Annotated in this window: 27 protein-coding genes; 16 read left to right on the forward strand and 11 right to left on the reverse strand. The window is 65.8% G+C overall.

The window, feature by feature from the left end:
• Nucleotides 1-39: 39 nt before the first annotated feature.
• On the forward strand, nucleotides 40-435 hold the full coding sequence (locus tag QA639_RS31675; RefSeq protein ID WP_283088006.1) for a hypothetical protein: 396 nt from the start codon (nucleotides 40-42) through the stop codon (nucleotides 433-435).
• Nucleotides 436-755: 320 nt separating this feature from the next.
• Nucleotides 756-1280, forward strand: a complete 525-nt coding sequence (locus QA639_RS31680) for a mismatch-specific DNA-glycosylase (protein WP_283088007.1) — start codon at nucleotides 756-758, stop codon at nucleotides 1278-1280.
• A 9-nt stretch (nucleotides 1281-1289) separates the two neighbouring features.
• Here the strand turns inward: QA639_RS31680 and QA639_RS31685 are convergent, their stop codons facing one another.
• Complete coding sequence (locus QA639_RS31685) at nucleotides 1290-1724, reverse strand: hypothetical protein (RefSeq protein ID WP_028332611.1); 435 nt, start codon at nucleotides 1722-1724, stop codon at nucleotides 1290-1292.
• A gap of 207 nt (nucleotides 1725-1931) precedes the next feature.
• Between QA639_RS31685 and QA639_RS31690 the strand changes: the two genes are divergently transcribed.
• From QA639_RS31690 to QA639_RS31700, 3 genes are all read left to right on the forward strand, one after another.
• Nucleotides 1932-2369, forward strand: a complete 438-nt coding sequence (locus tag QA639_RS31690; protein WP_283088008.1) for a YeeE/YedE family protein — start codon at nucleotides 1932-1934, stop codon at nucleotides 2367-2369.
• Nucleotides 2370-2436: 67 nt separating this feature from the next.
• Nucleotides 2437-2916 carry a DUF6691 family protein gene (locus QA639_RS31695; protein WP_283088009.1) on the forward strand — a complete coding sequence of 160 codons (480 nt, stop codon included), beginning with the start codon at nucleotides 2437-2439 and terminating at the stop codon, nucleotides 2914-2916.
• 3 nt (nucleotides 2917-2919) lie between these two features.
• The gene (locus tag QA639_RS31700; RefSeq protein ID WP_050384993.1) at nucleotides 2920-3306 is read left to right on the forward strand and encodes a RidA family protein; all 387 of its coding nucleotides are present in this window, start codon (nucleotides 2920-2922) and stop codon (nucleotides 3304-3306) included.
• 348 nt (nucleotides 3307-3654) lie between these two features.
• On the opposite strand, the gene QA639_RS31705 is transcribed toward QA639_RS31700, so the two are convergent.
• On the reverse strand, nucleotides 3655-4416 hold the full coding sequence (locus QA639_RS31705; protein ID WP_028332615.1) for an SOS response-associated peptidase: 762 nt from the start codon (nucleotides 4414-4416) through the stop codon (nucleotides 3655-3657).
• A gap of 62 nt (nucleotides 4417-4478) precedes the next feature.
• Between QA639_RS31705 and QA639_RS31710 the strand changes: the two genes are divergently transcribed.
• The 5 genes from QA639_RS31710 (at nucleotide 4479) to QA639_RS31730 (ending at nucleotide 6971) form a co-directional block, all read left to right on the forward strand.
• Nucleotides 4479-4979: a hypothetical protein gene (locus tag QA639_RS31710; RefSeq protein ID WP_028332616.1), complete on the forward strand. Its 501-nt coding sequence runs from the start codon at nucleotides 4479-4481 to the stop codon at nucleotides 4977-4979.
• Between the two features lie 42 nt (nucleotides 4980-5021).
• Nucleotides 5022-5441, forward strand: coding sequence for an NUDIX hydrolase (locus QA639_RS31715; protein WP_028332617.1), 420 nt, complete (start codon nucleotides 5022-5024; stop codon nucleotides 5439-5441).
• Between the two features lie 84 nt (nucleotides 5442-5525).
• Complete coding sequence (locus QA639_RS31720) at nucleotides 5526-5903, forward strand: TIGR02301 family protein (protein WP_028332618.1); 378 nt, start codon at nucleotides 5526-5528, stop codon at nucleotides 5901-5903.
• Entirely contained in the window at nucleotides 5893-6549 is a 657-nt protein-coding gene (locus QA639_RS31725; protein WP_157345371.1) for an HAD family hydrolase, read from the forward strand. Before QA639_RS31720 ends, QA639_RS31725 begins: the two co-directional genes overlap by 11 nt.
• Before the next feature lie 155 nt (nucleotides 6550-6704).
• A complete protein-coding gene (locus QA639_RS31730; RefSeq protein ID WP_157345373.1) occupies nucleotides 6705-6971 on the forward strand; it encodes a hypothetical protein in 267 nt (88 codons plus the stop codon).
• A gap of 9 nt (nucleotides 6972-6980) precedes the next feature.
• Here QA639_RS31730 and QA639_RS31735 read toward each other — a convergent pair whose 3' ends face one another.
• Entirely contained in the window at nucleotides 6981-8315 is a 1335-nt protein-coding gene (locus QA639_RS31735) for a dihydroorotase (protein ID WP_028332621.1), read from the reverse strand.
• Between the two features lie 128 nt (nucleotides 8316-8443).
• Between QA639_RS31735 and ygfZ the strand changes: the two genes are divergently transcribed.
• From ygfZ to QA639_RS31760, 5 genes are all read left to right on the forward strand, one after another.
• Nucleotides 8444-9325, forward strand: a complete 882-nt coding sequence (ygfZ, locus tag QA639_RS31740; protein ID WP_487247045.1) for a CAF17-like 4Fe-4S cluster assembly/insertion protein YgfZ — start codon at nucleotides 8444-8446, stop codon at nucleotides 9323-9325.
• Nucleotides 9322-9948, forward strand: a complete 627-nt coding sequence (locus QA639_RS31745; protein WP_057014934.1) for a DNA-3-methyladenine glycosylase I — start codon at nucleotides 9322-9324, stop codon at nucleotides 9946-9948. Before ygfZ ends, QA639_RS31745 begins: the two co-directional genes overlap by 4 nt.
• Nucleotides 9945-10556: a YfbR-like 5'-deoxynucleotidase gene (locus tag QA639_RS31750; RefSeq protein WP_157345377.1), complete on the forward strand. Its 612-nt coding sequence runs from the start codon at nucleotides 9945-9947 to the stop codon at nucleotides 10554-10556. Before QA639_RS31745 ends, QA639_RS31750 begins: the two co-directional genes overlap by 4 nt.
• Before the next feature lie 119 nt (nucleotides 10557-10675).
• Nucleotides 10676-11182 (forward strand): tyrosine phosphatase family protein, encoded by a 507-nt coding sequence (locus QA639_RS31755; RefSeq protein WP_028332625.1) that lies wholly within the window; start codon nucleotides 10676-10678, stop codon nucleotides 11180-11182.
• A 109-nt stretch (nucleotides 11183-11291) separates the two neighbouring features.
• Nucleotides 11292-13997: a DUF2339 domain-containing protein gene (locus QA639_RS31760; RefSeq protein ID WP_157345379.1), complete on the forward strand. Its 2706-nt coding sequence runs from the start codon at nucleotides 11292-11294 to the stop codon at nucleotides 13995-13997.
• Nucleotides 13998-14021: 24 nt separating this feature from the next.
• Here QA639_RS31760 and QA639_RS31765 read toward each other — a convergent pair whose 3' ends face one another.
• From QA639_RS31765 to QA639_RS31795, 7 genes are all read right to left on the reverse strand, one after another.
• Complete coding sequence (locus QA639_RS31765; RefSeq protein ID WP_050384986.1) at nucleotides 14022-14255, reverse strand: DUF6894 family protein; 234 nt, start codon at nucleotides 14253-14255, stop codon at nucleotides 14022-14024.
• A 139-nt stretch (nucleotides 14256-14394) separates the two neighbouring features.
• The gene (locus QA639_RS31770; RefSeq protein ID WP_028332627.1) at nucleotides 14395-14973 is read right to left on the reverse strand and encodes a hypothetical protein; all 579 of its coding nucleotides are present in this window, start codon (nucleotides 14971-14973) and stop codon (nucleotides 14395-14397) included.
• Between the two features lie 186 nt (nucleotides 14974-15159).
• Nucleotides 15160-16146, reverse strand: coding sequence for an acrylyl-CoA reductase (NADPH) (gene acuI, locus QA639_RS31775; RefSeq protein WP_283088010.1), 987 nt, complete (start codon nucleotides 16144-16146; stop codon nucleotides 15160-15162).
• Between the two features lie 46 nt (nucleotides 16147-16192).
• Nucleotides 16193-17437 carry an MFS transporter gene (locus tag QA639_RS31780; protein ID WP_028332628.1) on the reverse strand — a complete coding sequence of 415 codons (1245 nt, stop codon included), beginning with the start codon at nucleotides 17435-17437 and terminating at the stop codon, nucleotides 16193-16195.
• A 397-nt stretch (nucleotides 17438-17834) separates the two neighbouring features.
• Nucleotides 17835-19313 (reverse strand): cell wall hydrolase, encoded by a 1479-nt coding sequence (locus QA639_RS31785; RefSeq protein ID WP_283088011.1) that lies wholly within the window; start codon nucleotides 19311-19313, stop codon nucleotides 17835-17837.
• Nucleotides 19314-19723: 410 nt separating this feature from the next.
• Nucleotides 19724-22633 (reverse strand): pyruvate, phosphate dikinase, encoded by a 2910-nt coding sequence (ppdK, locus tag QA639_RS31790; RefSeq protein WP_028332630.1) that lies wholly within the window; start codon nucleotides 22631-22633, stop codon nucleotides 19724-19726.
• 91 nt (nucleotides 22634-22724) lie between these two features.
• Nucleotides 22725-22880 carry a DUF3096 domain-containing protein gene (locus QA639_RS31795; RefSeq protein WP_016844375.1) on the reverse strand — a complete coding sequence of 52 codons (156 nt, stop codon included), beginning with the start codon at nucleotides 22878-22880 and terminating at the stop codon, nucleotides 22725-22727.
• 233 nt (nucleotides 22881-23113) lie between these two features.
• Between QA639_RS31795 and QA639_RS31800 the strand changes: the two genes are divergently transcribed.
• Nucleotides 23114-23473: a DUF1236 domain-containing protein gene (locus tag QA639_RS31800; protein ID WP_028332631.1), complete on the forward strand. Its 360-nt coding sequence runs from the start codon at nucleotides 23114-23116 to the stop codon at nucleotides 23471-23473.
• 135 nt (nucleotides 23474-23608) lie between these two features.
• Here the strand turns inward: QA639_RS31800 and QA639_RS31805 are convergent, their stop codons facing one another.
• Nucleotides 23609-24709 carry a hypothetical protein gene (locus QA639_RS31805; protein ID WP_283088012.1) on the reverse strand — a complete coding sequence of 367 codons (1101 nt, stop codon included), beginning with the start codon at nucleotides 24707-24709 and terminating at the stop codon, nucleotides 23609-23611.
• Between the last annotated feature and the right edge of the window lie 13 nt (nucleotides 24710-24722).

Consider the following 24722-nt stretch of genomic DNA (forward strand, 5'->3'; position numbering starts at 1 on the left):
CTCATGCGGGCTACCTACCGCATCGTACGTTGGACCGACATGACCGACAATCTCACCGGCGTCTGGGACGGCAGCTATGTTCAGCCGAGCGGCATGGTCACGTTCCTGGCGACGCTGATCGACGCCGGCGGCGCGCTCGGCGGCAGCGTGACCGAACCGTGCGTGATGCCGGGCTGTCCGATCAGCACGCACAATGCCTCGCTCGCGGGTCACCGCTCCGGCAGCGCGGTTACGTTCGTCAAACGCTACGAGCCGCCGGGCTACGGCTATGACACCGTGCACTATGAAGGCGCGGTCAATGCCGACGCGACCGAGATCGACGGCCGCTGGAGCATTCGCGGCACAAGGTTCTCGGGAAATTTTCTGATGGTGCGTTCGACTGGGCCGGCGCAGGCGGTGACGGCCGAAGACGAGATCAAGGAGCCGGTGCGGTAGCGCGTATTGGGACGCCATATGCGCCAGCCTGGCGGGCGAGGGATGCTCATACGATTTCGGAATATTGGAAATGTATCCCTGATTTGCACGACGTGTCAAGGTACCGTATCGGACGGCGGCAGCCGCCAGCTCCTTTGCATGGGGTTGTTTTCGCTATTTTTGGTCCTGCGCATCTGCGACGAACAGCCCGACGCTGGTTTCCACATCGTCATGGCCGGTGACGAGAGCGGCGGAAATGGTAACGGTCGGGTCGGTCACGCCGGCGGCTCTTTCGCCGTAGCCCGATCAACGGTAACCAAGCGACTTCCGCCATCTCTCAAATGCCCGACAGCGACAGCCACCGCCTCCCCGACCAGCTCCTCGCCGATCTGCGGCTGGTGTTCGTCGGCACCGCAGCCAGTACGCGCTCAGCCGCCGTCGGGCATTACTACGCGCATCCCGGCAACCGGTTCTGGCGTGCGCTGCACGAGGCCGGCATCACGCCGCGGCGCTATCGGCCGGACGAGTTCGTGGCGCTGCTCGCGCTCGGCATCGGCTTCACTGACCTCTCCAAGACCGGCGCCGGGATGGATCACGAGATCAACAGGCAGTCGTTCGATGTGGTGGGCTTCCGGGCGAAGATCGAGACGTTTCGGCCGAAGGCCGTCGCCTTCACCAGCAGGAAGACGGCGAGCCTGTTTTACAACAGGCCGACCAGCGCGCTCGCGCCCGGTCGGCAGCCGCGCATGAGCGGTTTTCCCGAGGTGTTCGTGCTGCCGTCGCCATCAGGCGCGGCGTCCGGGCATTGGAGTTTGCAGCCGTGGCGTGAGCTCGCCGAGTGGATCACGGAACCGCAGGATGGGTAGAGCGAACGCTTATTCCTTCAACGTGATCGCAAGCCCGCTGAGGTCGACATTGGCCATCAGGCCGACCTGCTTGCCGCTCAATTCGAGCACCGCGCCGTTCTGGTTGGTCAACAGGATACCGCGCACGCCGGCGCCGAGCGCAACGCCCATGCCGGCCGCGGCATAGACGCCGTTGATGTCCTGCGGACGGCGGATATTGCGCACCCGCCCCTGCAACGTGGTCTGCGAGCCGCCGAACACGAGCCCATAGTCCAGCCCGCCGGCCGTGAGCCCATAGGTCTGGCCGTGGAAGGTCATGACGCCCTTGCCGGCGGAGCCGCCGAACACCCAGCCGCCCTTGAAGATCACGAGCGTCACCGCGCCCTCGTCAGCCAGGGCGGCGGACGTTCCGGTGAGCATCGCCAGCGCGAGCAGCGCGGCGCGGGCGACGGATGGCAATTTCATGGGGGATTCTCCGGACGAAGTGAGAGCGAATCGCGGCAACCCAACCGACCGGCAGCATCGCTGAAATGCCGCGAAACATGCGGGATTGCGCTTGTTCCTGATGGTGCGGAGTCTATCATCGCCTCCGCAGCCGCGCGACCACTGGCGCATGCGCGCCAACCGCTTTGCCGGATCGCTGAGGAGTTTGCGCAACAGGGATCTGCATCGATGCACGATTTCACCCCACTTTCCGGCCTCGCCGGCGGCGCGCTGATCGGGCTTGCCGCCGCGCTCTTGATGCTACTGACCGGGCGAATCGCCGGGGTCACCGGCATCGTCGGCGGCGCGCTGCAGACCGATACCGCCGACCGCAGCGCCGACCGTTCCTGGCGCATCGCGTTCATCGCGGGACTAATCGCAGCCCCCCTGATTGCGGCGCTGTTCGGCGCGCCGCTGCCGCGGCCGGCGATGAACGCGAGCCTTGTGGTGGTCGCGATTGCGGGCGCGCTGGTCGGATTCGGCACAAGGATGGGCAATGGCTGTACCTCGGGCCACGGCGTCTGCGGCTTCGCGCGGCTGTCCGGCCGCTCGATCGTGGCAACATGCATCTTCATGCTGACGGCGATCGCGACGGTCGCAATCATCAGGCACGGAATCGGAGGCTAAGCATGATCCGGAAAAGTGCGAAGCGGTTTTCCGAAAAGATCATGCTCAAACAAGGAGCGGTTTAGCGATGTCGGTGCTTGCAAGCTTTGTCTGCGGCCTGATCTTCGGCGCGGGCCTTCTGATCTCCGGTATGACCGATCCGCAGAAGGTGCTCGGCTTCCTCGATCTGTTCGGCGCTTGGGACGCGACACTCGCCTTCGTGATGGCGGGCGCGGTTGCGGTCGCAGCAACCGGCTTTGCGATCGCCCGGCGGCGCGTCGCGCCCGCGTTCTCGGCGCGCTTCCTCTGGCCCGACCGCAACGACATCGATGCGCCGCTGGTGGCCGGCGCGGTGCTGTTCGGCATCGGCTGGGGCCTCGTCGGCATCTGCCCCGGCCCCGCACTGGTCAATCTCGCCGGCCTCTCGCTGCCGGTCGTGGTCTTCGTCGCCGCGATGCTCGCAGGCATGATCGGCCAGAACCACTTCGACAGGAATCTTTGGCGCCGGCGTACAGCGGCGCCGCGCGCCATCGAAATTTCTCCCCTTCCATCTCGCGCAGACGGGTGACCCATGACCACAATCAAGCACTTCCCTCCTCCGCCCGGCGTCCAGGCGCCGCCACTCTCGTTCGGCGCCCGCGTCGGCGATTTGTTGTTCATCTCAGGCATTCCCGGCTTTGACGTCAATCGCGAGCTCCCCGACGGCTTCGAGGCGCAGTTCGCCAATGTCGTGACCAATTTCAAGCGCGTGCTGAACGAGGCCGGCGCGACGATGCGCGATCTCGTCAAGGTCAACGTGCTGCTGACCCGCGCCAGCGACGTCGCGACGATGAACGCGCTCTATGCCGGCGCGTTCGGCCCCGCCCCCTACCCCGCCCGCACCACCTGCGTGGTGGTGGCGCTGCCCAATCCGAAGATGCTGATCGAGATCGAAGGCGTGGCACACGTGAAAGGGTGACGACTCTCTCCGTCATTCCCCGGTGTGCAATTGCGCACCTGAGGGTGCGCCGCTTGCGCGAACCCCGGAATGACGAGTGGAGAGAGTGGCGAAACGAAATGCAAAGCTCGGGCAGATCATGTTGCGAGAATGTCGAAGTATGATGCACTGCCCGTGCAACATATTCAGTGTCGTCCCGGCGAAGGCCGGGACCCATAGCCACAAATCTCAATTGGTTTGCGAAGCTGGAGCTGCAGCGCGCTTCAACAATGCAGACCTGTGGTTATGGGTCCCGGCTTTCGCCGGGACGACGACTTGGAGAGCTGCGCTTCAATTCCAGCCCTAGCTGCGCAGCTGTGCAGACATGTGCTAAAATAACGACCCCTGCCCGTCGTCCTCGCGCATAGTCGCCTTTCTCGGCGCGGCCTTCTTCGGTGCCGGCGCGTCCTCCGCGGCGATTTCCTCCGCGGTCATCGGCAACAGCAATTGCGCATCGTCGTTGGCGACGGCGTTGACGCGCATCGTCACCTGGTGCCAGGCGAACTCACCGACCTCGGGGCCCTTCAGCATCGGCATCACGTCGTCGACATCGTTCGGCAGGCAGTCGAGCCAGCGCGCGAATTGCTCGGGCCTGATCGTGACCGGCACGCGGTGATGCAGCTGCGCAAGATCAGGGCTCGCGGGCGCGGTGACGATCGCGACCGTGTCCTGCTCCTCGCCGTTCGGTCCCATCCAGGTCTCGGCGAGCGCGGCAAAGGCGAGCGGGTGTCCGTCGCGGCGATGGATGAAGAACGGCCGCTTGCGGCCGCCGGCATCCTGCCATTCGTAATAGCCGTCGGCCGGGATCAGCGCGCGGCGCCGCTTGATCGCGTTCTTGAAGGCCGGCTTCTCGCGCACCGTCTCGGAGCGCGCGTTGATCAGGAGCGAGAAGGTCCTGGGGTCCTTGACCCACGACGGGATCAGGCCCCAGCGCATCAATTGAAAATGCCGGCCGCCATTCTGCAGCAGCACCACCGGGATCGGCTGGGTCGGCGCAACATTATACCGTGGCGGAAAATTCGGCTGCTCGATATAGCCGAACATCTCGCGCAAGGCCGCCGGCGGCGAGGTTATGACAAAGCGTCCGCACATTTGCCGTCCAGAGTGGTATCCGTTTATTCTGCCTTAACTTGGAACGTTAAAGACTGCGATCAATGACCTCAACGGCCGCCATAGCGGGTTCTTCCCCGCGACCGACGTACTCCGACGAGGCGCGGGCGGCGCTGTTGCGCGCCGCCAACATCAATCCCCGCACCGGGCTTGCCACCGACTACCTCAATCACTTCAACGAAGCCATCATGCTGCTGGAGATGGTCCCGGACCTGCCGGAATGCGCCAGCGATTTCCTCGAATGGCAGCCGCTGTCCTATGCCGAGCATTTCACCGCGTCGAATTTCCGGGCGCGCGATCTCGCGATCGAGGCCTATGAGACCGCGGACGCCGCAATCCGGGCCGAATTCGACCAGCTCACCGACAGCATGACGAAGATCCTGACCGAGGTCGGGGCGGCGATGCGGCGATTGCAGCAGGACAAGAGCCGGGTCGCGCTCGCCGAGCAGGCGATCGTCTGGGTCAAGCCGCTGGTGATGCAGACCGCCGGCATCATCAACGGCGCCGCAGAGGCCGATGTCGACAGCATCATGGCGGGCGCCTGAGATATCGGGCATGATGGTCTTCACAACCGGCTGCCAATCACCTTGACCTCTCCCGAACCTCCGATCCGCCCGCAGCTCGCCGTGTCAGGCGTGATTTTCCGCGACGGCAAGGTGCTGCTGGTGCGCCGCGCCCGCTCGCCCGGCAAGGGCTTCTATTCGCTGCCCGGGGGCCGGGTCGAGTTCGGCGAGTCGCTGCATACCGCCCTGCACCGGGAGATCGACGAGGAGACCGGCCTCAAGGTCGAGATCGTCGGCCTTGCCGGCTGGCGCGAGGTGCTGCCGACCGGCCCCGGCACCGGGCACTACCTGATCATGACTTTCGCCGCGCGCTGGGCATCCCGCGAGCCCGTACTGAACGACGAGCACGACGATTTCAAATGGCTGGCGCCGGAGGAGATCGGCGACCTCAAGGTCACCGGCGGCCTGCATGAGGTGATTGCGGCCGCCCGGCGGCTGGTTTGAGGCCCGTCCGGGGGCTTTGGGGGGCTCGGCCGCCTTGCCTCGGGCGCATTGAGGGGGCATACCACGGCCATTCCGGAACCCCCGATGATCAAAGCCTTTCTCGCCGTTGTGATCCTGATGTCGGCATGCCTTGCGACGCCCGCCCGGGCGCAGGACGCGGCTGCGCCGTTCGACGGAGATTTGCAGCGGCTGGCCGAGATCCTCGGCGCCCTGCACTATCTGCGCGGCATCTGCGGCTCCAACGAGGGCGCCAAATGGCGCAACGAAATGCAGGCACTGATCGATGCCGAAACCCCATCCGGCGACCGCCGCGCCCGCATGATCGCAGGCTTCAACCGCGGCTATAACGGCTTCCAGCAGACCTACCGGACCTGCACGCCCGCGGCCACGGTAGCGATCCGCCGCTACATCGAGGAGGGCTCGAAAATCTCCCGCGACCTGACGGCCCGCTATGCCAACTGAACGGGCGATCTTCTTCGACCTCGACGGCACCCTGACCGACCCGAAGCCCGGCATCACCGGCTCGATCCAGTACGCGCTGGAAAAGCTCGGCCGCCCGGTTCCCTCGCAGGATGACCTGACCTGGTGCATCGGGCCGCCCTTGCGGGCGAGCTTTGCAATGCTGCTCGGCGGCGAGGCGCTCGCCGACCGCGCGGTCGCGCTCTACCGCGAAAGATTCGGCGATGTCGGGCTGTTCGAGAACGCGGTCTATCCCGATATCGCGGACGTTCTGGCCGAGCTGCGCAGGGCGCCGGGCCGGATGTTCGTGGCGACCTCGAAGCCGCACGTGTTCGCGACGCGGATCATCGCGCATTTCGGCCTCGGCGGCTATTTCGACCATGTGTTCGGCTCGGAGTTCGACGGAACCCGGGTCAACAAGGTCGACCTGCTCGCCTATGCGCTGGCGCAGACCGGGGCCGATCCGGATAAATCCCTGATGATCGGCGATCGCAGCCACGACGTGATCGGGGCGAATCGAAACGGCATCCGGGCGGTCGGCGTCACCTATGGCTACGGCACGCCGGAGGAGCTGACCGAGGCCGGCGCCAGCCATCTATGCGCCACGCCGCGCGCGGTGCTGGACCATATCCACAGCTCATTCGGCTGATCGCGGCCCGGATATCCGGAATTCCCCTTTAAATGCCGGGGCCGCCGTTAACCTTTTCGAAAGATGTGGGCTAGGCGGTACCCGCATGCGTGATACATCTCGGACGTCGCAGTGGTTCGCTCCTCGGACCGCGCGCAGTCAATTTGCAGAGTTTCATGCGCCATCCAGCGTCCTTCCCCGATCACCAAGACCCGCGACCCGACCACGAGCAGAAGCAGGCCGCGCTGGGCTACCTGAACGAGGCCTGGGCTGAAGCGCGTCACGACGGCGTCGATGGCGACTGTCTCGCGCAGGCGAGCCTGTTTGCGGCGCTCGCCGAGCTCGTCGGTACCTATGGCGAGGACGCGGTGGCGAAATTCGCCGAGGGCCTCGCCGCGCGCGTGCGCAACGGCGAGTTCTCGCTGGCATTGGCCAGACAGTAATCCAATCCGCTACGGCTTCAGCGTCTCGAGGAACCGGACCGGCTCGCCGGTCGACGGCGTCGTGACTTCGCCCTGCCACATCACCCGCCGGCCGCGCACGAAGGTGCCGACCGGCCAGCCCTGCACCCGTACCCCGTCATAGGGCGTCCAGGCGGCGCGCGAGGCGATCCATTTGTTGGTGATGGTCTCGCTGCGCTTCAGGTCGACGATCGTGAAGTCGGCATCGTAACCCGCCGCGATGCGGCCCTTGCAGGCGATGTTGAACAGGCGCGCAGGCCCCGCGCTGGTGAGATCGACGAAGCGAGCCAGCGACAGCCGCCCGGCATTGACGTGATCGAGCATCAGCGGCACCAGCGTCTGCACACCGGTCATGCCCGACGGCGAGGCCGGATAGGTCCTGGCCTTCTCCTCCAGCGTATGCGGCGCGTGGTCCGAGCCGAGCACGTCGATAATGCCCTGCTCGATGCCGTACCAGATGCCGGCACGGTGATCGGCCGAGCGCACCGGCGGGTTCATCTGGGCCAGCGTGCCGAGCCGCTCGTAGCATTCGGGCGCGGCCATGGTGAGGTGGTGCGGCGTCGCCTCGCAGGACGCGACATCCTTGTGGTCGCGCAGATACAGAATCTCTTCCTTGGTCGAGATGTGCAGCACGTGGATGCGCTTGCCGGTCTCGCGCGCGAGATTGACCAGGCGCTCGGTCGCCATCAGCGCGGCGGTCTCGTCGCGCCACACCGGATGCGAGCGAGCATCGCCCTCGATCCGAAGCGGCTTGCGCTCGTTGAGGCGATATTCGTCCTCGGCATGGAACGCGGCGCGGCGCCGGATCACCTGGAAGATCCGCCGCAGGCTCTCGTCATCCTCGACCAGCAGCGCGCCGGTGGAGGAGCCGATGAACACCTTGACGCCGGCGCAGCCCGGGGCGCGCTCGAGCTCCGGCAGATCCTGCACGTTCTCGCGGGTGCCGCCGATGAAGAACGCGAAATCGCAATGCATGCGATGACGGCCGCGCTTGATCTTGTCGGTGAAGGCCGCTTCGGTGACCGTCAACGGATTGGTGTTCGGCATCTCGAACACGGCGGTGACTCCGCCCATCACGGCGCTGCGCGAGCCGGTCTCGAGGTCTTCCTTCTGGGTCAACCCGGGCTCGCGGAAATGCACCTGGGTGTCCATCACGCCGGGCAGGATGTGCAGGCCCTTGCAGTCGATCACCTCGCCGGCCGAGGCCTGACTGAGCGAGCCGATCGCGGCGATGCGGCCGCCCGCGATACCGATATCGCGCACGCCCTCGCCGTCCTGATTGACCACGGTGCCGGATTTTAGAATGGTGTCAAAATGCTGATTCATCGGTCCTCGACGCCCGCTTTCGGCTGTCGCGCGGGCCTTGTTCGGCGCACTCTAGCGCCTTAGCTTGGCAGGGGATATCGCGGCCTGCGCGTTTCCCAAGGAACTTGGAAAAAGAGCCAATTTTGCGAATGAAAGCAGCGTTTCTTCCAGATCGGGGCGTGGTCAAGGTCTCTGGCGAGGACGCCCGCAACTTCCTCAACGGCCTCATCACCGCCGACGTCGCCGAGTTGCGCGCGGGACAGGCCCGGTTCGGCGCGCTGCTGACGCCGCAGGGCAAGATCATCGTCGATTTCCTGATCACCGAGATACCCTCAGGCCATGGCGGCGGCTTCCTGATCGACGCGCCGCGCGCGCTCGCCAAGGGCCTTGCCGACAAGCTTGGCTTCTACAAGCTGCGCGCCAAGGTCGTGGTCGAGAACCTGTCCGACAGCCTCGGTGTCCTGGCAGCCTGGGATGGCGAGCCGGCGGCGACGCCGGATCTCGCGTTCGCCGATCCGCGCAACCCAGCGCTCGGCTGGCGCATCCTGATCCCGGAAGATTTGAAGCAGAGGCTCGCTGAGCTGATCAGCGCCGATCTCGTCGACACCAGCGCCTACGAGGCGCATCGGATCGCGGCCGGCGTGCCGCGCGGCGGGCTCGACTTCATGTATGGCGACGCCTTCCCGCACGAGACCAACATGGACCGCCTCAACGGCGTCGATTTCGACAAGGGCTGCTATGTCGGCCAGGAGGTGGTGTCGCGCATGCAGCACCGCGGCACGGCGCGCACCCGCACGGTGAAGATCGTCCTCGACGGCCCCGCGCCCGAAGCCGGCGCAACGATCCTCGCCGGCGACAAGCAGGTCGGCACCATCGGCTCGACCGCCGGCGAGAAAGGTCTCGCGCTGGTCCGCATCGACCGCGTTGCCGACGCGCTCGACGCCGGCCTGGCGCTGACCGCGGGCGGGCTGTCGCTTCACCTCGCCGAACCCGACGCCGTCCGCATCACACCCAATCAGACCGTCGCATGAGCCGTACCGCGCAACTGCATCCCGACGGCAAGACGCGTTGCCCCTGGCCGGGCGAGGATGCGTTCTACGTCGCCTATCACGACAATGAATGGGGCGTGCCGGAATATGACGACCGCGCGCTCTACGAAAAGCTGATCCTCGACGGCTTCCAGGCCGGCCTGTCCTGGATCACGATCCTGCGCAAGCGGGAGAACTTCCGCAAAGCCTTCGACGATTTCCAGCCCGAGAAGATCGCACGCTACAACGCCAAGAAGGTGCACGCGCTGATGAACGACGCCGGCATCGTCCGCAACCGCGCCAAGATCGAAGGCGCGGTCGCGAGTGCGAAGGGCTATCTGGAGATCATGGAGAAAGGCCCCGGCTTCTCGAATTTCCTTTGGGACTTCGTCGACGGCAAGCCGAAGGTCAATCAGTTCAAGACCACCGCGAGCGTGCCGGCCTCGACGCCGGTCTCGATCAAGGTCTCCAAGGAGCTCGGCGCGCGCGGCTTCAAGTTCGTCGGTCCCACCATCGTCTACGCCTTCATGCAGGCGACCGGCATGGTCAACGATCACCTCGTGACCTGCTTCTGCCACGAGAGCTGCAGCGGCAAGCTCCGCACACCGCGACTCAAGAAGAAATGACGGCGCGCAAATCGACGGAGACAACCCGCGCCTGGCAGCGGATGTTGTCGGGACGCCGGCTCGACCTGCTCGACCCGTCGCCGCTCGATATCGAAATCGTCGACATCGCGCATGGACTGGCGCGGGTTGCGCGCTGGAACGGCCAGACCAGCGGGGCGCACATCTTCTCGGTGGCCCAGCACACGCTGCTGGTCGAGGCCGTGATGCGCCAGCAGATGCCGCGCGTCGACATCCGCCATCGTCTCGCGGCGCTGCTGCATGACGCACCGGAATATGTCATCGGCGACATGATCTCACCGTTCAAGGCGGTGCTGTCAGGCGAATACAAGGCGGTGGAAAAGCGGCTGCTCGGCGCGATCCATATCCGCTTCGGCCTGCCTGCCGTGCTGGCGGACGAGATCACCCAGCAGATCAAGGCTGCCGATCGCGGCGCCGCCTATCTCGAGGCGACGCATCTGGCGGGATTTTCGCAAGCCGAGGCCAAGCGGCTGTTCGGCCGCGATCCGGAACTGCTCGAAGCGACCGAGCGCGACTATCTGACGCCATGGACCGCCGCGCGAGCCGAAAAGCAGTTTCTTGAGCGCTTCAAGGCACTGCACGCCTCGTAGGGCGGCACCGAAAACGTGCCGTCGGTTGCGCCGCAAAACGACGAATCGGCATGGCACCCCCGCCTTTGCCCGTTCGGGTGCAGCCGTTATAATCCGGCACCCCCGATAGAAGGACCATCATGCTTCACGTCTGCTCGCTTGCCGCACTCTCCGACACGGTTCGCGCCACCGGCGCCAGCCATGTGCTGACCGTGATGGCCAATGTCGACCAGGTGCAGCGGCCGCCTTCCGTGCTGCCGGCCAACCACCTGAAAGTGTCGATGGACGACATCATCGAACAGATGGACGGCTTCGTTGCGCCCAACGAGTCGCATATCGAGAAGGTGCTGAGCTTCGTGCGCGGCTGGGATCGCCAAGCACCGATGGTGGTGCATTGCTACGCCGGCATCAGCCGCTCGACCGCGAGCGCATTCGCAACGGTCTGCGCACTCAACCCACACCGCGACGAAATGTCCATCGCACGGATGATCCGTGAGGCCTCGCCGATCGCGGCCCCCAACCGGCTGATCGTCAGCCTCGCCGACAAGGCGCTGGGGCGCGAGGGCCGGATGCTGCGTGCACTCGACGCGATGGGTCCCGGCAGCATGAGCGTCGAAGGCCGGCCTTTCCGCATCGATCTGGACTAAGCGCGGCCGGTCACCCCCGATCGCTTGAACTTCCGGTCCTCCTCACGGCACTACTAGGTTGCGACGGGCCGCTGGCTGGCCAAGTCCGGCGCGTCCCGCCGGAGGCCCAATGTTCGATTCGCCGTTCGACTTCCTGACGCTCGTCCTCGCCATCGTCGCGATCATTTTCGCGCGCAAGGCGCTGGGCCGGATCGACCTGCTGCAGCGACGCCTGGATGCGATCGAGGCCGCGGGCGGCGCCGCCGTGAGGACGGCCATGCCGCCACCGCTGACCCCGCTGCAGGAGTTCGAGCAGACGCCGCCGACGGCGCCGTCCGTCGCGCCGCCACCGCTCCCGGAGGCGACTCCCGGCGGACCGGCCGCGCAGACCGAGCCAGTCGCGGACGCGCCAGGTGCCGTACCGCCGCCCCTGCCGGAGCCGCCAGCTCCGGCACAGCCTGCACCCGGCTTCGAGGAGACGCTCGGCACGCGCTGGGTGGTGTGGATTGGCGGCCTGACGCTCGCGCTCGGCGGCTTCTTCATGGTGCGCTATTCGATCGAGGCCGGCTTGCTCGGCCCCGGCGTTCGCACGATGCTCGGCGGATTGTTCGCGCTGGCGCTGCTCGGCGCCGGTGAATGGACCAGGCGCCAGGAAAGCATCTCCAACATCGCGGCGCTGCCGATCGCCAACATCCCGGCGATCCTCACCGCCGCCGGCACCGCGGTGGCATTCGCCACCGTCTACGCCGCCTACGCGCTGTATGACTTCCTCGTCCCGGCAACCGCCTTCATCCTGCTCGGCATGGTCGCGCTCGGCACGCTGGCGGCCGCGCTGCTGCACGGGCCCGCGCTGGCCGGGCTCGGCATCGTCGGCGCCTTCGTCACGCCGCTGCTGGTGTCGTCAGACAAGCCCGACTTCTGGTCGCTCTACGTCTACCTCGCCATCGTCACAGCGGCAGCGTTCGGCCTCGCCCGCATCCGGCTGTGGCGCTGGCTCGCGGTCACAACGATCGCCTTTGCGCTGCTGTGGACCTTCCCATGCCTGGCGTGCGGGCCCGAGATGATCGCGCCGCACGTCTTCCATGTCATCGCAGGCTTCGTACTGGCGGCACTGCTCGTGGTCTGCGGCTTCATGTTCGGCCCCCACGGCGATGGCGAGGAGATCGAGCCGATCTCCTCGGGCTCGCTCGCGGCCTATCTGCTCGGCGCGATGCTGATCGTGCTCAACAGCGCCCACGCCGACACCGCGATGATCGGCTTTGCGCTGGTGACAGCCGCAAGCCTGCTTGTCGCCTGGCGCGCGCCTGCTGCTACACGCGCGATCGGCGCCGCGTCGATCTTCGTGTTCATCGTGTTCGGCGAATGGGCCGTCCGCCGCAACGTCGACATGCTGGTGCTGCCGGGCGGCGCGATCCCTGGCATCGGCCCGTCCGTGACCGATGGCTCGGTCTCGCTGCATCTCGTCACCGCCGCGCTGTTCGCGGCCGCCTTCGGCATCGCCGGCTTCCTCGCGCAATTCCGTTTTGCCACCACGAACGTCACGGTGACCTGGGCCGCGGCGGCGGTGTTCACACCGGTCGCGCTGCTGGTCGCGCTGTATGCACGCATCGCGCATCTCGACCGTTCGATCCCGTTCGCGATCCTCGCCGTGCTACTCGCAGCGGCCTATGCGGCTGCGACTGAAGCACTGACCCGGCGCGGCGAACGGCCGGAGCTGTCGCCTTCGATTGCGTTGTCCGCCACCGGCGCCCTCGCCTCGCTGGTGCTGGCGCTGACCTTCGCGCTCGACAAGGGCTGGCTCACCATCGCGCTCGCGCTGGTGTCGATGGGCACGGCGTGGCTGTCGGTGCAGCGGCCGATTCCGTTCCTGCGCTGGCTTGCAGCGATTCTGGCCGGCATCGTGGTGCTGCGCATCGGCTATGAGCCGCGGATCGCGGGCGACGCCGTCGGCACCACGCCGATCTTCAACTGGCTGCTGTGGGGCTATGGCATGCCGGCGCTGTCATTCTGGGCGGCAAGCCATTTCCTGCGCCGCAGCGGCGACGACGTCCCGCTGCGGATCGTCGAATCCGCCGCGATCCTGTTCACCGTGCTGCTCGCCTTCATGGAGATCCGCCACGCGGTCAACAGCGGCGATGTCTACTACGCCAGCGCCGGACTGACCGAGGTCGCACTGCAGGTCGGCGTGACGCTCGCGATGGCGATCGGACTGGAGCGGCTGCGCCTGCGCAGCGGCAGCATCGTGCACAATGTCGGCGCGATCCTGCTGACCGCGTTCGCGGGGCTTGCCAGCCTGTTCGGGCTGCTGGCGCTGGAGAACCCGATGCTGTGGTGGCAGGACGTCGGCGGCAGCTTCATCAACCTGCTGCTGCTCGGCTACGCGCTGCCGGCGGTGCTGGCGCTGCTGCTGTCCTATGCGGTGGCGGGCCATCGTCCCGCCGGTTATGCCAACACGATCGCCGCCGGCGCGCTGGTCCTTGCGCTCGCCTACGTCACGTTCGAAATCCGCAGGCTCTACCATGGACCGGTGCTGACGCACGGCGAGACCACGGGCGCGGAGCAATACACCTATTCGATCGCCTGGCTGATGTTCGGCGTCGCGCTGCTCGGCATCGGCATCGTCGTCAACTCCCAGCGGGCACGGCTCGCGTCTGCTGCGGTGATCGGGCTGACGATCCTGAAGGCGTTCCTGATCGACATGTCGACGCTCACTGGTGTCTACCGGGCGCTGTCGTTCATGTGCCTTGGCATCGTGCTGGTCGCGATCGGCTGGCTGTATCAGCGGATCCTGTTTCGCAGGCGAACCGCTCCGCCGCTCGCGCAGGCCGAGGGTTAGGACTTGCCGTCCTGAAGGACAGCTTCAGTCGACGGACTCGGCGACCAGTCGAATCCTGAACACGGGTTTTCTGCCCTCGTCGAGCAGCTCCATGTGCCATTCGCTGTTCTGCTTCAGATTGCGCGAAATGCTGCCGAGGAAATTTCCGCAGACCTTGGTCATCTCGGCCCAGGCCACCTCGCGGCTTTCAAACTCCGTCGCGTGGTCGGATGCACCAGCGTAATCGCCGTCACTGATTCGAAAAAAATATTGCGCCATATGACTACTCAAAATCAGAGTCCCCAATGTCCCGCCTCGCGGCGAACGCCAGGTATTGAGTAGCGAGCAAGGCGTGGCGACCGCCATCCGTATGACTACGGCTTGGCGGCGCTATTCCCGCTAGCGCGCAGATGAAAGGTTAGTCGGTGGAGCGGCGCAATTCCGGCGCGCTCTCGACCTTGGCGGGCTCGGCCTTGACCGGCTCGAGCTTCGCGCTTCCGACCTGCGGCGTCTCAACGCGCGACACTTCGGTCTGCGAGGCATCCGCGGATCGGGTGCGCGGATGGAGCGAGCGCGGACGCGCCGCCGCGCGCGCCATCAGCATCTGCTGGCCGCCCTGGTGATGGAAATCGCAATAGGCAAAGCCCATGCCGGAGACCGAGCCGCGGAACGAGCGGTCGTCCTGCTTGTCGAGATTGAAGCACGGTTCGAACGGAATGCCCTTCAGCGACGCGCAAACGCTCTGACCGCGGATCTGCAGCGTGTTGCCGGGCAGGCGCAGGTGACGGATCGGCCCCGAGCCGGAGAACTGGACCGAGCCTGCCGCACCCAGATCGTCGAGGATGCGGCCGGCGCCACGGGTACCATCGAAACAGGTGAACGCGAACACCTTGCCGGCGACGAATCTGCGGGCCTCATCGGCGTTCATCATGCCCGCGAATGCCGGCACGACCATTGCTCCGGCCGTGACGGCCCCCAACACCAAACGCGCAAGCATGAGCTACTCCACTTACGAGCGCGGGCACTCGCTCCTTGTTGCGCATGACCCCCGCACCGACGCTTTTCGACGTCTGCGCGAGGAAACCCGGCCCCCCGGGATCATGCTGCAAGTCTCTTTACCCGCTGCTTACCATACCAACAGTGGCAACATTGGAGCAGCTTGGTTGGTAAAGTCTGAACGTCCTCAGACTATTTTTACCACGATGCGGCCGCGGACCTGGCCACCGAGGATTTTCGCGCCAAAGCCCATGACTTCGTCCAGGGTGATTTCGTGAGTGATATCAGCCAGTTTTGCCTTGTCGAGATCGCTGGCCAGGCGGCGCCAGGCGGTTCTCCGCAGTTCGATCGGACACATCACCGAATCGATACCGAGAAGGCACACGCCCCGCAAAATGAAGGGCGCGACCGACGACGGCAGATCCATACCGGCCGCCAGACCGCAGGCCGCGATGGCTCCGCCATACTTGGTCATCGACAGCAGGTTGGCGAGCGTGGTCGACCCGACGCTGTCGACGCCGCCGGCCCAGCGCTCCTTCGCCAGGGCCTTGGGCGCACCTGACAGTTCGGCGCGGTCGATCACCTCGTTGGCGCCGAGACCCTTGAGGTAGTCGGTCTCCGACATCCGTCCGGTAGACGCGATGACGTGGTAGCCGAGCTTCGAGAGCACGGCGATCGCCACCGAGCCGACGCCGCCGGCGGCACCCGTGACCACCACCGGGCCGCTCTTCGGGGTCAGACCATGCTTCTCCAGCGCCAGCACCGAGAGCATCGCGGTATAGCCGGCGGTACCGACCGCCATCGCATCGCGGGCCGAGATGCCGTCGGGCAGCCGCACCAGCCAGTCGCCCTTGATCCGGGCCTTTTCAGCATAGGCGCCGAGATGGGTCTCGCCCATGCCCCAGCCGTTGCAGACGACCTTGTCGCCCGCCTTCCAGTCCGGATGGCTGGATTGCTCGACCGTGCCGGCGAAATCGATGCCCGCGATCATCGGGAACCGGCGCACCACCGGCGCCTTGCCGGTCAGTGCGAGGCCGTCCTTGTAGTTCAGTGTCGACCACTCGACGCGGACGGTGACGTCGCCGTCCATGAGCTCGGCTTCGTCGAACTGGGTGAGTGCGGCGGTGGTACCCTTATCCGCCTTGTCGATCCTGATTGCCTTGAACGTTGCCACGATGTGCACTCCCCGTAATCTTGGTTTCGGGGAATGGTTTACCCCATCAGGCAGGCTGCGCAACCGGGCGGGCGACGGGCTTTTCGACGATCGGCAGGTTGATCAGCGCAGACAGCACGCCAAACAGCACCGACAGCCACCAGATCGGGGTGTAGGAACCGTACTGCTCGAACACGATGCCGCCGAGCCAGACTCCGAGGAAGCCGCCGACCTGATGGCTGACGAAGGCAAAGCCGTACAGCGTCGCAAACCAGCGCGTGCCGAACATCAGCGCCACCAGCGCCGAGGTCGGCGGCACCGTGGAGAGCCAGGTCAACCCGGAGATCGCGCCGAACGCGATCGCCGAGAAGGTCGTGATCGGGAACGAGATGAAGGCGACGATCGACAGCGCGCGGGTGAAGTAGATCACCGACAGGATGTAGCGCTTCGGGAAGACATTCTGCAGCCAGCCCACGCTGAGCGAGCCCACGATGTTGAACAGGCCGATCGCCGCGATCACCCAGCCGCCGGTCGATGCCGGAATGCCGCGGTCGGCGAGATAAGCCGGCAGATGCACGGTGATGAAGGCGAGCTGGAAGCCGCAGGTGAAGAAGCCGAGCACCAGCAGCACGTAGGAGCGATGGCCGAACGCCTCCGCCAGCGCGGTCTTGAACGACTGCTGATCGGCCGGCGCGGCGTCATTCGTCTCCGCCGGCGGCGTCGAGAGCGCCAGCGACAACGGCAGGATCAGCAGCATCAGTGCGCCGAATACGAGGAGCGCGGTCTGCCAGCCGAAATTGTCGATCATCGCGACGCCGAACGGCGCGAACAGGAACTGGCCGAACGAGCCCGCGGCGGTGCCGGCGCCGAGCGCGATGCCGCGCTGCGCGGGCGGCAACAGCTTGCTGAACGCCGACAGCACCAGGTTGAATGAGGAGCCCGACAGGCCGAAGCCGATCAGGACGCCGGCGCCGATATCGAGCGACAGCGGCGTCGTCGAATAGCGCATCAGCAATAGACCGGCGGCGTAGAGCAGCGCGCCGACGACCATGACGCGCAGCAGGCCGAAACGGTCGGCAATCGCACCGGCGATCGGCTGGCCGAGCCCCCACAGCAGGTTCTGCAGCGCCAGCGCGAGGCCGAACACGTCGCGGCCCCAGGTGAATTCATGGCTCATCGGCTGCACGAAGAAGCCGAGGCTGGAGCGCGGGCCGAAGCTCAGCAGAGCGATCGCGCAGCCGCAAACGATGATGACCAGCGGCGTGCGCCACGTGCCCGACGTCGGTCGAAGATCCCCGGTGGTAACGGCCATCTTGTCTTCCCCCCGCAATTGCTGCGCGGGGAGCAGCCCCGCCGAACGTTACGGGGAGTTAATGCAGGTGCATGAAAACCCCAAGAGGGACCGGAGAAAAATATTCGCCTGCAGGGCTGCTCTGCAGAATCGGAGAGGATGATGACCGTCATTCCGGGGCACGCCCCGCGGGCCATCCCGGAACGACGTCGTGAGGTTGCGACGCGTCTGCCCCGAATATCGCGACGGGCTCAGGCCGAATGGCGGGGAACGTTGTCTTCTCCTCCCCCCTGAAAGGGGAAAGGTCGGGATGGGGGTCAGCCACACGCATCGCTGCACGTGGAGGGACCAGATCCCCACCCGCTTTGCTCTGACGAGCAAGCGACCTCCCCTTTTCAAGGGGAGGTTAGGCTGACAGCTAGCGCCGGGCGCTGGCCTGCTCGGCCGAGCTCTGGGCGGCCTCGGCGAGCTGCGCCGAGATCTTGGCGGTCTCGGCCGGGTTGCCCCAACTCGGCGCATCGCTGCCGTCGCCCCAGGCGCGCGGGCGATAGAAGGTGTGGACGCCGAACTTGTACATCTTCTTCATCTCGCTGACCCAGGACGGCCGCACCCAATAGGCGTGGTAGTGGGTCGAGCGGTCGACTTCCGGCAGCCACAATTCGCCGTCGAGCATCGCCTTCGCGATCTTCTTGGCGCGATCCCACATGTCGGGCTCGCGGACGACGTCAGCGACGTTGTCGCAGGCGAAGGTGAACTGACAGGCATAGTGGCGGTTCTTGTTCTGGTAGACCACGCCGCACACCGTCTCCGGATATTTGCCGGAGAAGGCGCGGTTCAGCACCACCTGGGCGACCGCGATCTGGCCACGCACCGCTTCGCCGCGGGCTTCGAAATAGACCGCCTCGGCGAGGCACTTCTCCGACTTGGCGCGCGACTTCTCGTCGAACAGGCCGAGCCGCTCCGCCGGCGTCTTGGTGTGCTGGTCGTCGGCATTGACCTCGCCCTTCGGCGCGATGCTCTCGCCCATCTCGCCGGCCTTGACCGGACCGTCGGCATCGACCGGCAATGACGCCATCACCTTCATGTCGGGATCGGGCGTTGCTACCGGCATCACAACAATCGGCGCCTCGCCGGGCTGCCAGCGCTCGAGGTTCTCCGGCGTGCCGAGCGACGAGCCGAAGAACAGGCTGGCGGTCTGGAATGCGAACGGGTCGCGCTCGCGCGCCGCATCGGCGGGCGCAGCCGCAGGCTTCGCGGGCGCAGGCTTCAGATCGTCGAGCGGGCTCGCCTCGAGCGAGAGCGACACGTCGTTCTGCTGCGGCGACGGCTTGGCATATTGCGGCAAGGGCGGCGCGCGCAGCGCCTCCTGCAATTCAGGATCGAGCGGCGCGCTGTCGGCCGGTGCGGTCGCGGTCTTCATGCCCTTGACCGACGAATTCGATGTCGCGGGATCCTCGTTCGCCGGCGCCGTATTTGCAGGCTCCACAGGTTCGATCTGATCGGGCCGCCGGACGACGAGGCGATCGCCCTTCAGGGTGCGATCGACCTTGGGAAAATCGGATGCCTGATAGCGCGGCGGCGGGGCTGTGATCGGATTGCGCGTCACCGTTCCGGTGATATCGAGGTTCGAACTGTCCAGTCTCGCCAGCAGGATTTGCGGGGCTTGCGGCGCGGACGTCCCGATCGGACGGCCGAAGCTGTAGGTCGCGACCTGGATGGAGCCGACGGCGGAGGCGAAGACGCGCTTCTGCCAGCGCTCGGCGACGCCGGGCTGCCGGGCCAGGAGCGAGGCAATATCCTGATATCCGGTCTCGGTCGGCATAAGTGCGAAGATGCCAAGACCGAGACCGAAGAGCGCAAGACGTGCGCCCTTCGGCTGGTTACGCGACACAAACATCGTACGCTCACGCAACGCTTACTGAGTGCAATCGAACGCGGTACATCCGCGCAATTCGACCTTTCTCGTTGCTAAACCGTTTAGGTTGCCGCGGAGTTAATCGGCGTTGCTCGCGCGCTACACTCAAGCGATCGCGCATGTTTCGCAGGTTGCATTGCGCGCCTTGGTAAACGCGCGGCGCGTGAAAGTCGTAAACAACAGGTCAACGGAGATGGTGAATAGAGTGTTGCACGCACCGTAGGACTCCGGCGCGTAGGATGGGTGGAGCGCGGCGATACCCATCATCTCTCCACGCGGAGGCAATTGATGGGTATCGCTTTGCCCCACCCATCCTACGAACTGCGCACGCAACAAACAAAAATGGCCGGGACTTGGTCCCGGCCATTGCACTCTCTGAACGACGCAATCGCTCACGCCTGGCTGGCGATCTCCTTGCCGAGCGCGGCCTGCGCTGCGGCGAGACGCGCGATCGGCACGCGATAGGGCGAGCACGAGACGTAGTCGAGCCCGACCTCGTGGCAGAACGCGACCGATGCGGGATCGCCGCCGTGCTCGCCGCAGATGCCGACCTTGAGGCTCGGCCGCGTCTTGCGGCCGCGGGTGACGCCGATCCTGACGAGCTCGCCGACGCCGTCGCGATCGACCGAGATGAACGGATCGATCTCGAGAATGCCCTTGGCCACATAGGTGCCGAGGAAGCTCGCAGCGTCGTCGCGGCTGATGCCGTAGGTGGTCTGCGTCAGGTCGTTGGTGCCGAAGGAGAAGAACTCCGCAGTCTCGGCCACCTCGCCCGCCATCAGGCAGGCGCGCGGCAGCTCGATCATGGTGCCGACCTGGTAGCTCAGCTTGACGCCGGTTTCCTTCATCACCGCGTTGGCGGTCGCATCGATCCGCGCCTTGACCAGATCGAACTCGGCCTTGGTCGCGATCAGCGGCACCATCACCTCGAGACCGACCGGCTTGCCGGTGCGCTTGCCGGCTTCGACGGCGGCCTCGAAGATCGCACGCGCCTGCATCTCGGCGATCTCCGGGTAGGCGATCGCAAGACGGCAGCCGCGGAAACCGAGCATCGGGTTGAACTCGGAGAGTTCGCGGGCGCGGTCGGCGAGCTTGCGCGGATCAGTGTTCATGGCGCGCGCCACTTCCTCGATCTCGGCCTGGGTGTGCGGCAGGAACTCGTGCAGCGGCGGATCGAGCAAGCGGATCGTGACGGGCAGGCCCTGCATGATCTCAAACAGCTCGACGAAGTCGGCGCGCTGCATCGGCAACAGCTTCGACAGCGCGGCGCGGCGCGACTGCTCGTCCTCGGAGAGGATCATCTCGCGCACGGTGCGGATGCGGGTCTCCTCGAAGAACATGTGCTCGGTGCGGCAGAGGCCGATGCCTTCAGCGCCGAACTTCACCGCGGTGCGCGCGTCATCGGGCGTATCGCCGTTGACGCGAACACCGAGCTTGCGGACCTCGTCGGCCCAGCCCATCAGCGTGCCGAACTCGCCGGACAGCTCCGGCTCGATCATCGGCATGCGGCCGGCCAGCACCTGGCCGACCGAGCCATCGATGGTGATGACGTCGCCGGTCTTGAAGGTGCGCGAGCCCACGCTCATGGTGCCGCGGCCGTAATCGACGCGGATGGTGCCGCAGCCGGAGACGCAGGGCTTGCCCATGCCGCGCGCAACCACCGCCGCGTGCGAGGTCATGCCGCCGCGGGTGGTGAGGATGCCTTCCGCGGCGTGCATGCCGTGGATGTCTTCCGGACTGGTCTCGATGCGGACCAGGATCACCTTGCGTCCGTCGGCCTGCAGCTTGGCCGCTTCGTCCGACGAGAACACGATCTCGCCCGAGGCAGCGCCGGGCGACGCCGGCAGGCCGGTCGCAATCACGTCGCGCTTGGCGGCCGGATCGATGGTCGGGTGCAGCAGCTGGTCGAGCGAGGCCGGATCGATCCGCGTCACCGCGTCCTTGCGCGAGATCAGGCCTTCATTGGCGAGCTCGACCGCGATGCGCAGCGCCGCCTTCGCGGTGCGCTTGCCGCCGCGGGTCTGCAGCATCCACAGCTTGCCCTGCTCGACCGTGAACTCCATGTCCTGCATGTCGCGGTAGTGCTTCTCAAGCAGCGTGTAGATCCGCGTCAGCTCCTTGAACGCGGCCGGCATCGCGGCTTCCATCGACAGCTTGTCGGAGCCGGATTCCTGGCGCGCTTCCTCGGTGATGTCCTGCGGCGTGCGGATGCCGGCGACGACGTCCTCGCCCTGCGCGTTGATCAGGAACTCGCCGTAAAGCTTGCTTTCGCCGGTCGAGGGATTGCGGGTGAACGCAACGCCGGTTGCCGAGGTCTCGCCCATGTTGCCGAACACCATCGCCTGCACGTTGACGGCGGTGCCCCAGGATTCCGGAATGTCGTGCAGCTTGCGATAGGTCACCGCGCGCGCGTTCATCCAGGATGAGAACACCGCGCCGATCGCGCCCCACAGCTGGTCGTGCGGATCCTGCGGGAAGTCGTGGCCGGTCTCCTTGGCGACCGCTTCTTTGTACTTGCCGACCAACTCGACCCAGTCGTCGCCGGTGAGGTCGGTGTCGAGCGAATAGCCCTGGCCGTCCTTGAAGGTGTCGAGGATGTCCTCGAAGTGATGATGCTCGAAGCCGAGCACCACGTCCGAATACATCGTGATGAAGCGGCGATAGCTGTCATAGGCGAAGCGGCGGTCGCCGGAGAGTTCGGCCAGCGCTTCGACGGTGCGGTCGTTGAGGCCGAGGTTGAGCACGGTGTCCATCATGCCCGGCATCGAGGCGCGCGCGCCCGAGCGGACCGAGACCAGCAGCGGGTTCTTGGCATCGCCGAAGGTCTTGCCGGTCAGCTTGCCGACATAGTCGAGCGCCTTCTCAACCTGTGCCTTCAATTCCTTCGGATACGTCTTGTCGTGTTCGTAGAAATAGGTGCAGACCGAGGTCGGAATGGTGAAGCCGGGCGGCACCGGCAGGCCGAGATTGGCCATTTCCGCGAGGTTGGCGCCCTTGCCGCCGAGCAGATTGCGCAAGGTCGCCTGGCCCTCGGCCTTGCCGTCACCGAACGTATAGACCCACTTGCCTGCCTTGATCGCAGCCGGGGCCGCCTTCTTCGCAACGGCCTTCGCCGGCGCCTTGCCGGCGGGCTTTGCGGCCGGCTTTGCAGCCGATTTGGGGGCGGCCTTCGGCGCCGCCTTCGGGGCGCTCTTCTTCAGCGCCTTGCGCGCCGGGGCAGCCTTGCGGGCTGCGGCGGAGGGCTTTGATTTCGCTGCTGTTTTCTCGGCAGTTTTCTTGGACTTCGCGACGGCTTTGGCCATGTCAGACAACAATCCGAAAAGAGGGGTCGAAGATGCGCGCCTTACACCATTTTGAGGGGTTCCGCGCAAGCCGCGAAACCCCGCTTTCCCGCTAGAGGTGCAGCCAGCGCAGCAGACCCATCCCCACGAGCCCGACAAAGATCAGATAGATCGCGACGATGTAGTTCAGCAGCCGCGGCATGATGAGGATCAGGACGCCTGCGATCAGAGCTACGATAGCAGGCAGATGCCCAGCGGTGATGGTCATTGAAGTGTTCTCCGGCGTTTTTGGAGGAGCGAATCGAGCGGCAGTTTATCCGCTGAGGGGAGTTCCCACATCAAGACGCAGGTTACGCCGACGAGTTCCCGCAACTCACGAAAATTGCTCCAAATTGCCGCGTATATGGCGGCGATTTCCCGGAACATCACCACAGCACATGCATTGGCTCGGCATGCGCGCCGGCGAAGGCCGGCGTGCTGCGTGAAAAAATGGAGCGAGCCATGCGAAACAGATTACTTGCCGTTGCAGCGGTTGCTGCCGCGATCACGGTGCCGGCTGTTGCCGCACAGGCCCAGACCGTCGGCATCGTCCGCGGTGGTCCGTCCGTCGCGGTCGATGATGACGGAGGCATCGCGGTCGAACAGCGTCCGGCATTCCGCGAGTACATCGTGCGCGAGCGTGTACCGAACTACACAATTCCGGATCGCGTCGTGGTCGGCACCGTGCTGCCGGACGCCGGCGTGACCTATTACGACGTGCCGCAGCGGTTCGGCGCGACGCCCTATCGTTACACCGTCGTGAACGGTGAGACCGTTCTGGTCGAGCCGCGTTCGCGACGGATCGTTCAGGTGGTCGACTAGATCAACGTCAGCACGATCGCCTGAACGACAGTCCGGGCGCCGCGCAAGCGGATGTGCGCGAGGATCGACCGGACCAGAAAGCCCCGCCCGGTCTCCCCTCCGGGCGGGGCTCTTCCGTTCTGATGCCGTGCCGGGTTACGACTTGAGGATCGAGAGCAACGTCGAGGTCGACTTGTAGCTCTTGATCGCGGCGTCCTGGAAATCCTGCGTCCAGTTGGCAGCCTGGCGCTCCTCCGCGCTCATCGAAGAATATTGCTTGAGGATGCCGAGGCTGAACTGGCGCGGATCGCCGGCGGTCTGACTCTGCTTCAGCGCGTCGAGCACGGCGAGACGCGTCCGCGTGTTGAGTTCCTGCTTGGCCGCGAAGATCTCCTCGGCGGAGAACTTCTTGTCCTGGTTCAGCGAGATCGCCGACAGCGAGCGGTTGTCGAGCGAGGACAGGTCGGCGAGCTGTCCGGTCTTGCGTCTGACATCGTAGACCAGCTCCTTGCCGCTCTTCGCCGCCTCGCTCTTCTGCCGATCAAGGAAGGCGCGCACGTCGCTGGCGACGCTGCCGAAGTCGCGCGTGGTGCTCTTTGTCGGGGGCGCTGTCCCCGCCAGCGCGGCCGCGATCGGATCGCCGGAAATTCCCGATGGCGCCGTGTTCGGATCCTGCTGCGTCGCCTGATAGCCCTTCAGCACCGCGGCGCGCTGGCTGGCCCAGGTTGCGGTGGCCTTCTCCTCATCGCTCGCACCATCAAGATAATCGAGCGCGGCCTTGTAGCTGACGCTGTAGTCGCCGGTCAGGCGCGTGGTCGCAAGCGACGGCTCCATCGCCTTGTCGAAGCGCTGCTTCAGCTCGGTGGCGGCAACCGCCTGCTCATCCGGGGTGAACTTGCCGCCATTATTGGTCGAGATCGCAAACAGTGAGCGACGGTCCAGCGTCGACAGATCGATCGTGGTCTCGCCGTCGACGATCGGCGCCTTGACGCCGGCGACCGTGTAGAGCCGGTCGAGCGTGATGCGCGCATCGCTGGTGACGGTTGCGAAATCCGGCAGCGGCGCCTTGGCGAGCTGCGCGCGGGCGGCGTCCGACAGCGTGAGATTGGTTGCGGCGTTGGATGTCGAGGATGCCGACAGATCGCCGGCGGTGCCGTCGCCCGACAATGTCGCCGCGAGCGAGGGCGTAGCCGCCGCCCGCGCATAGGCCGAACCATATTGGGCGTAGGGATTGGGCGTGGTGCCGATCGAGGTCATCGGACGGTCCCTG

Source organism: Bradyrhizobium pachyrhizi (assembly GCF_029714545.1).
Taxonomy (GTDB): domain Bacteria; phylum Pseudomonadota; class Alphaproteobacteria; order Rhizobiales; family Xanthobacteraceae; genus Bradyrhizobium; species Bradyrhizobium pachyrhizi.

What these genes read in the sequence shown, in the direction of transcription:
- QA639_RS31690 (WP_283088008.1), top strand. Translation starts at nt 1,932, where the DNA reads ATGCACGATTTCACCCCACTTTCCGGCCTCGCCGGCGGCGCGCTGATC.
- QA639_RS31770 (WP_028332627.1), bottom strand. Translation starts at nt 14,973, where the DNA reads ATGCTTGCGCGTTTGGTGTTGGGGGCCGTCACGGCCGGAGCAATGGTC.
- ygfZ (WP_487247045.1), top strand. Translation starts at nt 8,444, where the DNA reads ATGAAAGCAGCGTTTCTTCCAGATCGGGGCGTGGTCAAGGTCTCTGGC.
- QA639_RS31675 (WP_283088006.1), top strand. Translation starts at nt 40, where the DNA reads ATGACCGACAATCTCACCGGCGTCTGGGACGGCAGCTATGTTCAGCCG.
- QA639_RS31685 (WP_028332611.1), bottom strand. Translation starts at nt 1,724, where the DNA reads ATGAAATTGCCATCCGTCGCCCGCGCCGCGCTGCTCGCGCTGGCGATG.
- QA639_RS31745 (WP_057014934.1), top strand. Translation starts at nt 9,322, where the DNA reads ATGAGCCGTACCGCGCAACTGCATCCCGACGGCAAGACGCGTTGCCCC.
- QA639_RS31800 (WP_028332631.1), top strand. Translation starts at nt 23,114, where the DNA reads ATGCGAAACAGATTACTTGCCGTTGCAGCGGTTGCTGCCGCGATCACG.
- QA639_RS31725 (WP_157345371.1), top strand. Translation starts at nt 5,893, where the DNA reads ATGCCAACTGAACGGGCGATCTTCTTCGACCTCGACGGCACCCTGACC.
- QA639_RS31750 (WP_157345377.1), top strand. Translation starts at nt 9,945, where the DNA reads ATGACGGCGCGCAAATCGACGGAGACAACCCGCGCCTGGCAGCGGATG.
- QA639_RS31785 (WP_283088011.1), bottom strand. Translation starts at nt 19,313, where the DNA reads ATGTTTGTGTCGCGTAACCAGCCGAAGGGCGCACGTCTTGCGCTCTTC.
- QA639_RS31780 (WP_028332628.1), bottom strand. Translation starts at nt 17,437, where the DNA reads ATGGCCGTTACCACCGGGGATCTTCGACCGACGTCGGGCACGTGGCGC.
- QA639_RS31720 (WP_028332618.1), top strand. Translation starts at nt 5,526, where the DNA reads ATGATCAAAGCCTTTCTCGCCGTTGTGATCCTGATGTCGGCATGCCTT.
- ppdK (WP_028332630.1), bottom strand. Translation starts at nt 22,633, where the DNA reads ATGGCCAAAGCCGTCGCGAAGTCCAAGAAAACTGCCGAGAAAACAGCA.
- QA639_RS31755 (WP_028332625.1), top strand. Translation starts at nt 10,676, where the DNA reads ATGCTTCACGTCTGCTCGCTTGCCGCACTCTCCGACACGGTTCGCGCC.
- QA639_RS31805 (WP_283088012.1), bottom strand. Translation starts at nt 24,709, where the DNA reads ATGACCTCGATCGGCACCACGCCCAATCCCTACGCCCAATATGGTTCG.
- QA639_RS31705 (WP_028332615.1), bottom strand. Translation starts at nt 4,416, where the DNA reads ATGTGCGGACGCTTTGTCATAACCTCGCCGCCGGCGGCCTTGCGCGAG.
- QA639_RS31795 (WP_016844375.1), bottom strand. Translation starts at nt 22,880, where the DNA reads ATGACCATCACCGCTGGGCATCTGCCTGCTATCGTAGCTCTGATCGCA.
- QA639_RS31760 (WP_157345379.1), top strand. Translation starts at nt 11,292, where the DNA reads ATGTTCGATTCGCCGTTCGACTTCCTGACGCTCGTCCTCGCCATCGTC.
- QA639_RS31735 (WP_028332621.1), bottom strand. Translation starts at nt 8,315, where the DNA reads ATGAATCAGCATTTTGACACCATTCTAAAATCCGGCACCGTGGTCAAT.
- QA639_RS31730 (WP_157345373.1), top strand. Translation starts at nt 6,705, where the DNA reads ATGCGCCATCCAGCGTCCTTCCCCGATCACCAAGACCCGCGACCCGAC.
- QA639_RS31680 (WP_283088007.1), top strand. Translation starts at nt 756, where the DNA reads ATGCCCGACAGCGACAGCCACCGCCTCCCCGACCAGCTCCTCGCCGAT.
- QA639_RS31695 (WP_283088009.1), top strand. Translation starts at nt 2,437, where the DNA reads ATGTCGGTGCTTGCAAGCTTTGTCTGCGGCCTGATCTTCGGCGCGGGC.
- QA639_RS31765 (WP_050384986.1), bottom strand. Translation starts at nt 14,255, where the DNA reads ATGGCGCAATATTTTTTTCGAATCAGTGACGGCGATTACGCTGGTGCA.
- QA639_RS31710 (WP_028332616.1), top strand. Translation starts at nt 4,479, where the DNA reads ATGACCTCAACGGCCGCCATAGCGGGTTCTTCCCCGCGACCGACGTAC.
- QA639_RS31700 (WP_050384993.1), top strand. Translation starts at nt 2,920, where the DNA reads ATGACCACAATCAAGCACTTCCCTCCTCCGCCCGGCGTCCAGGCGCCG.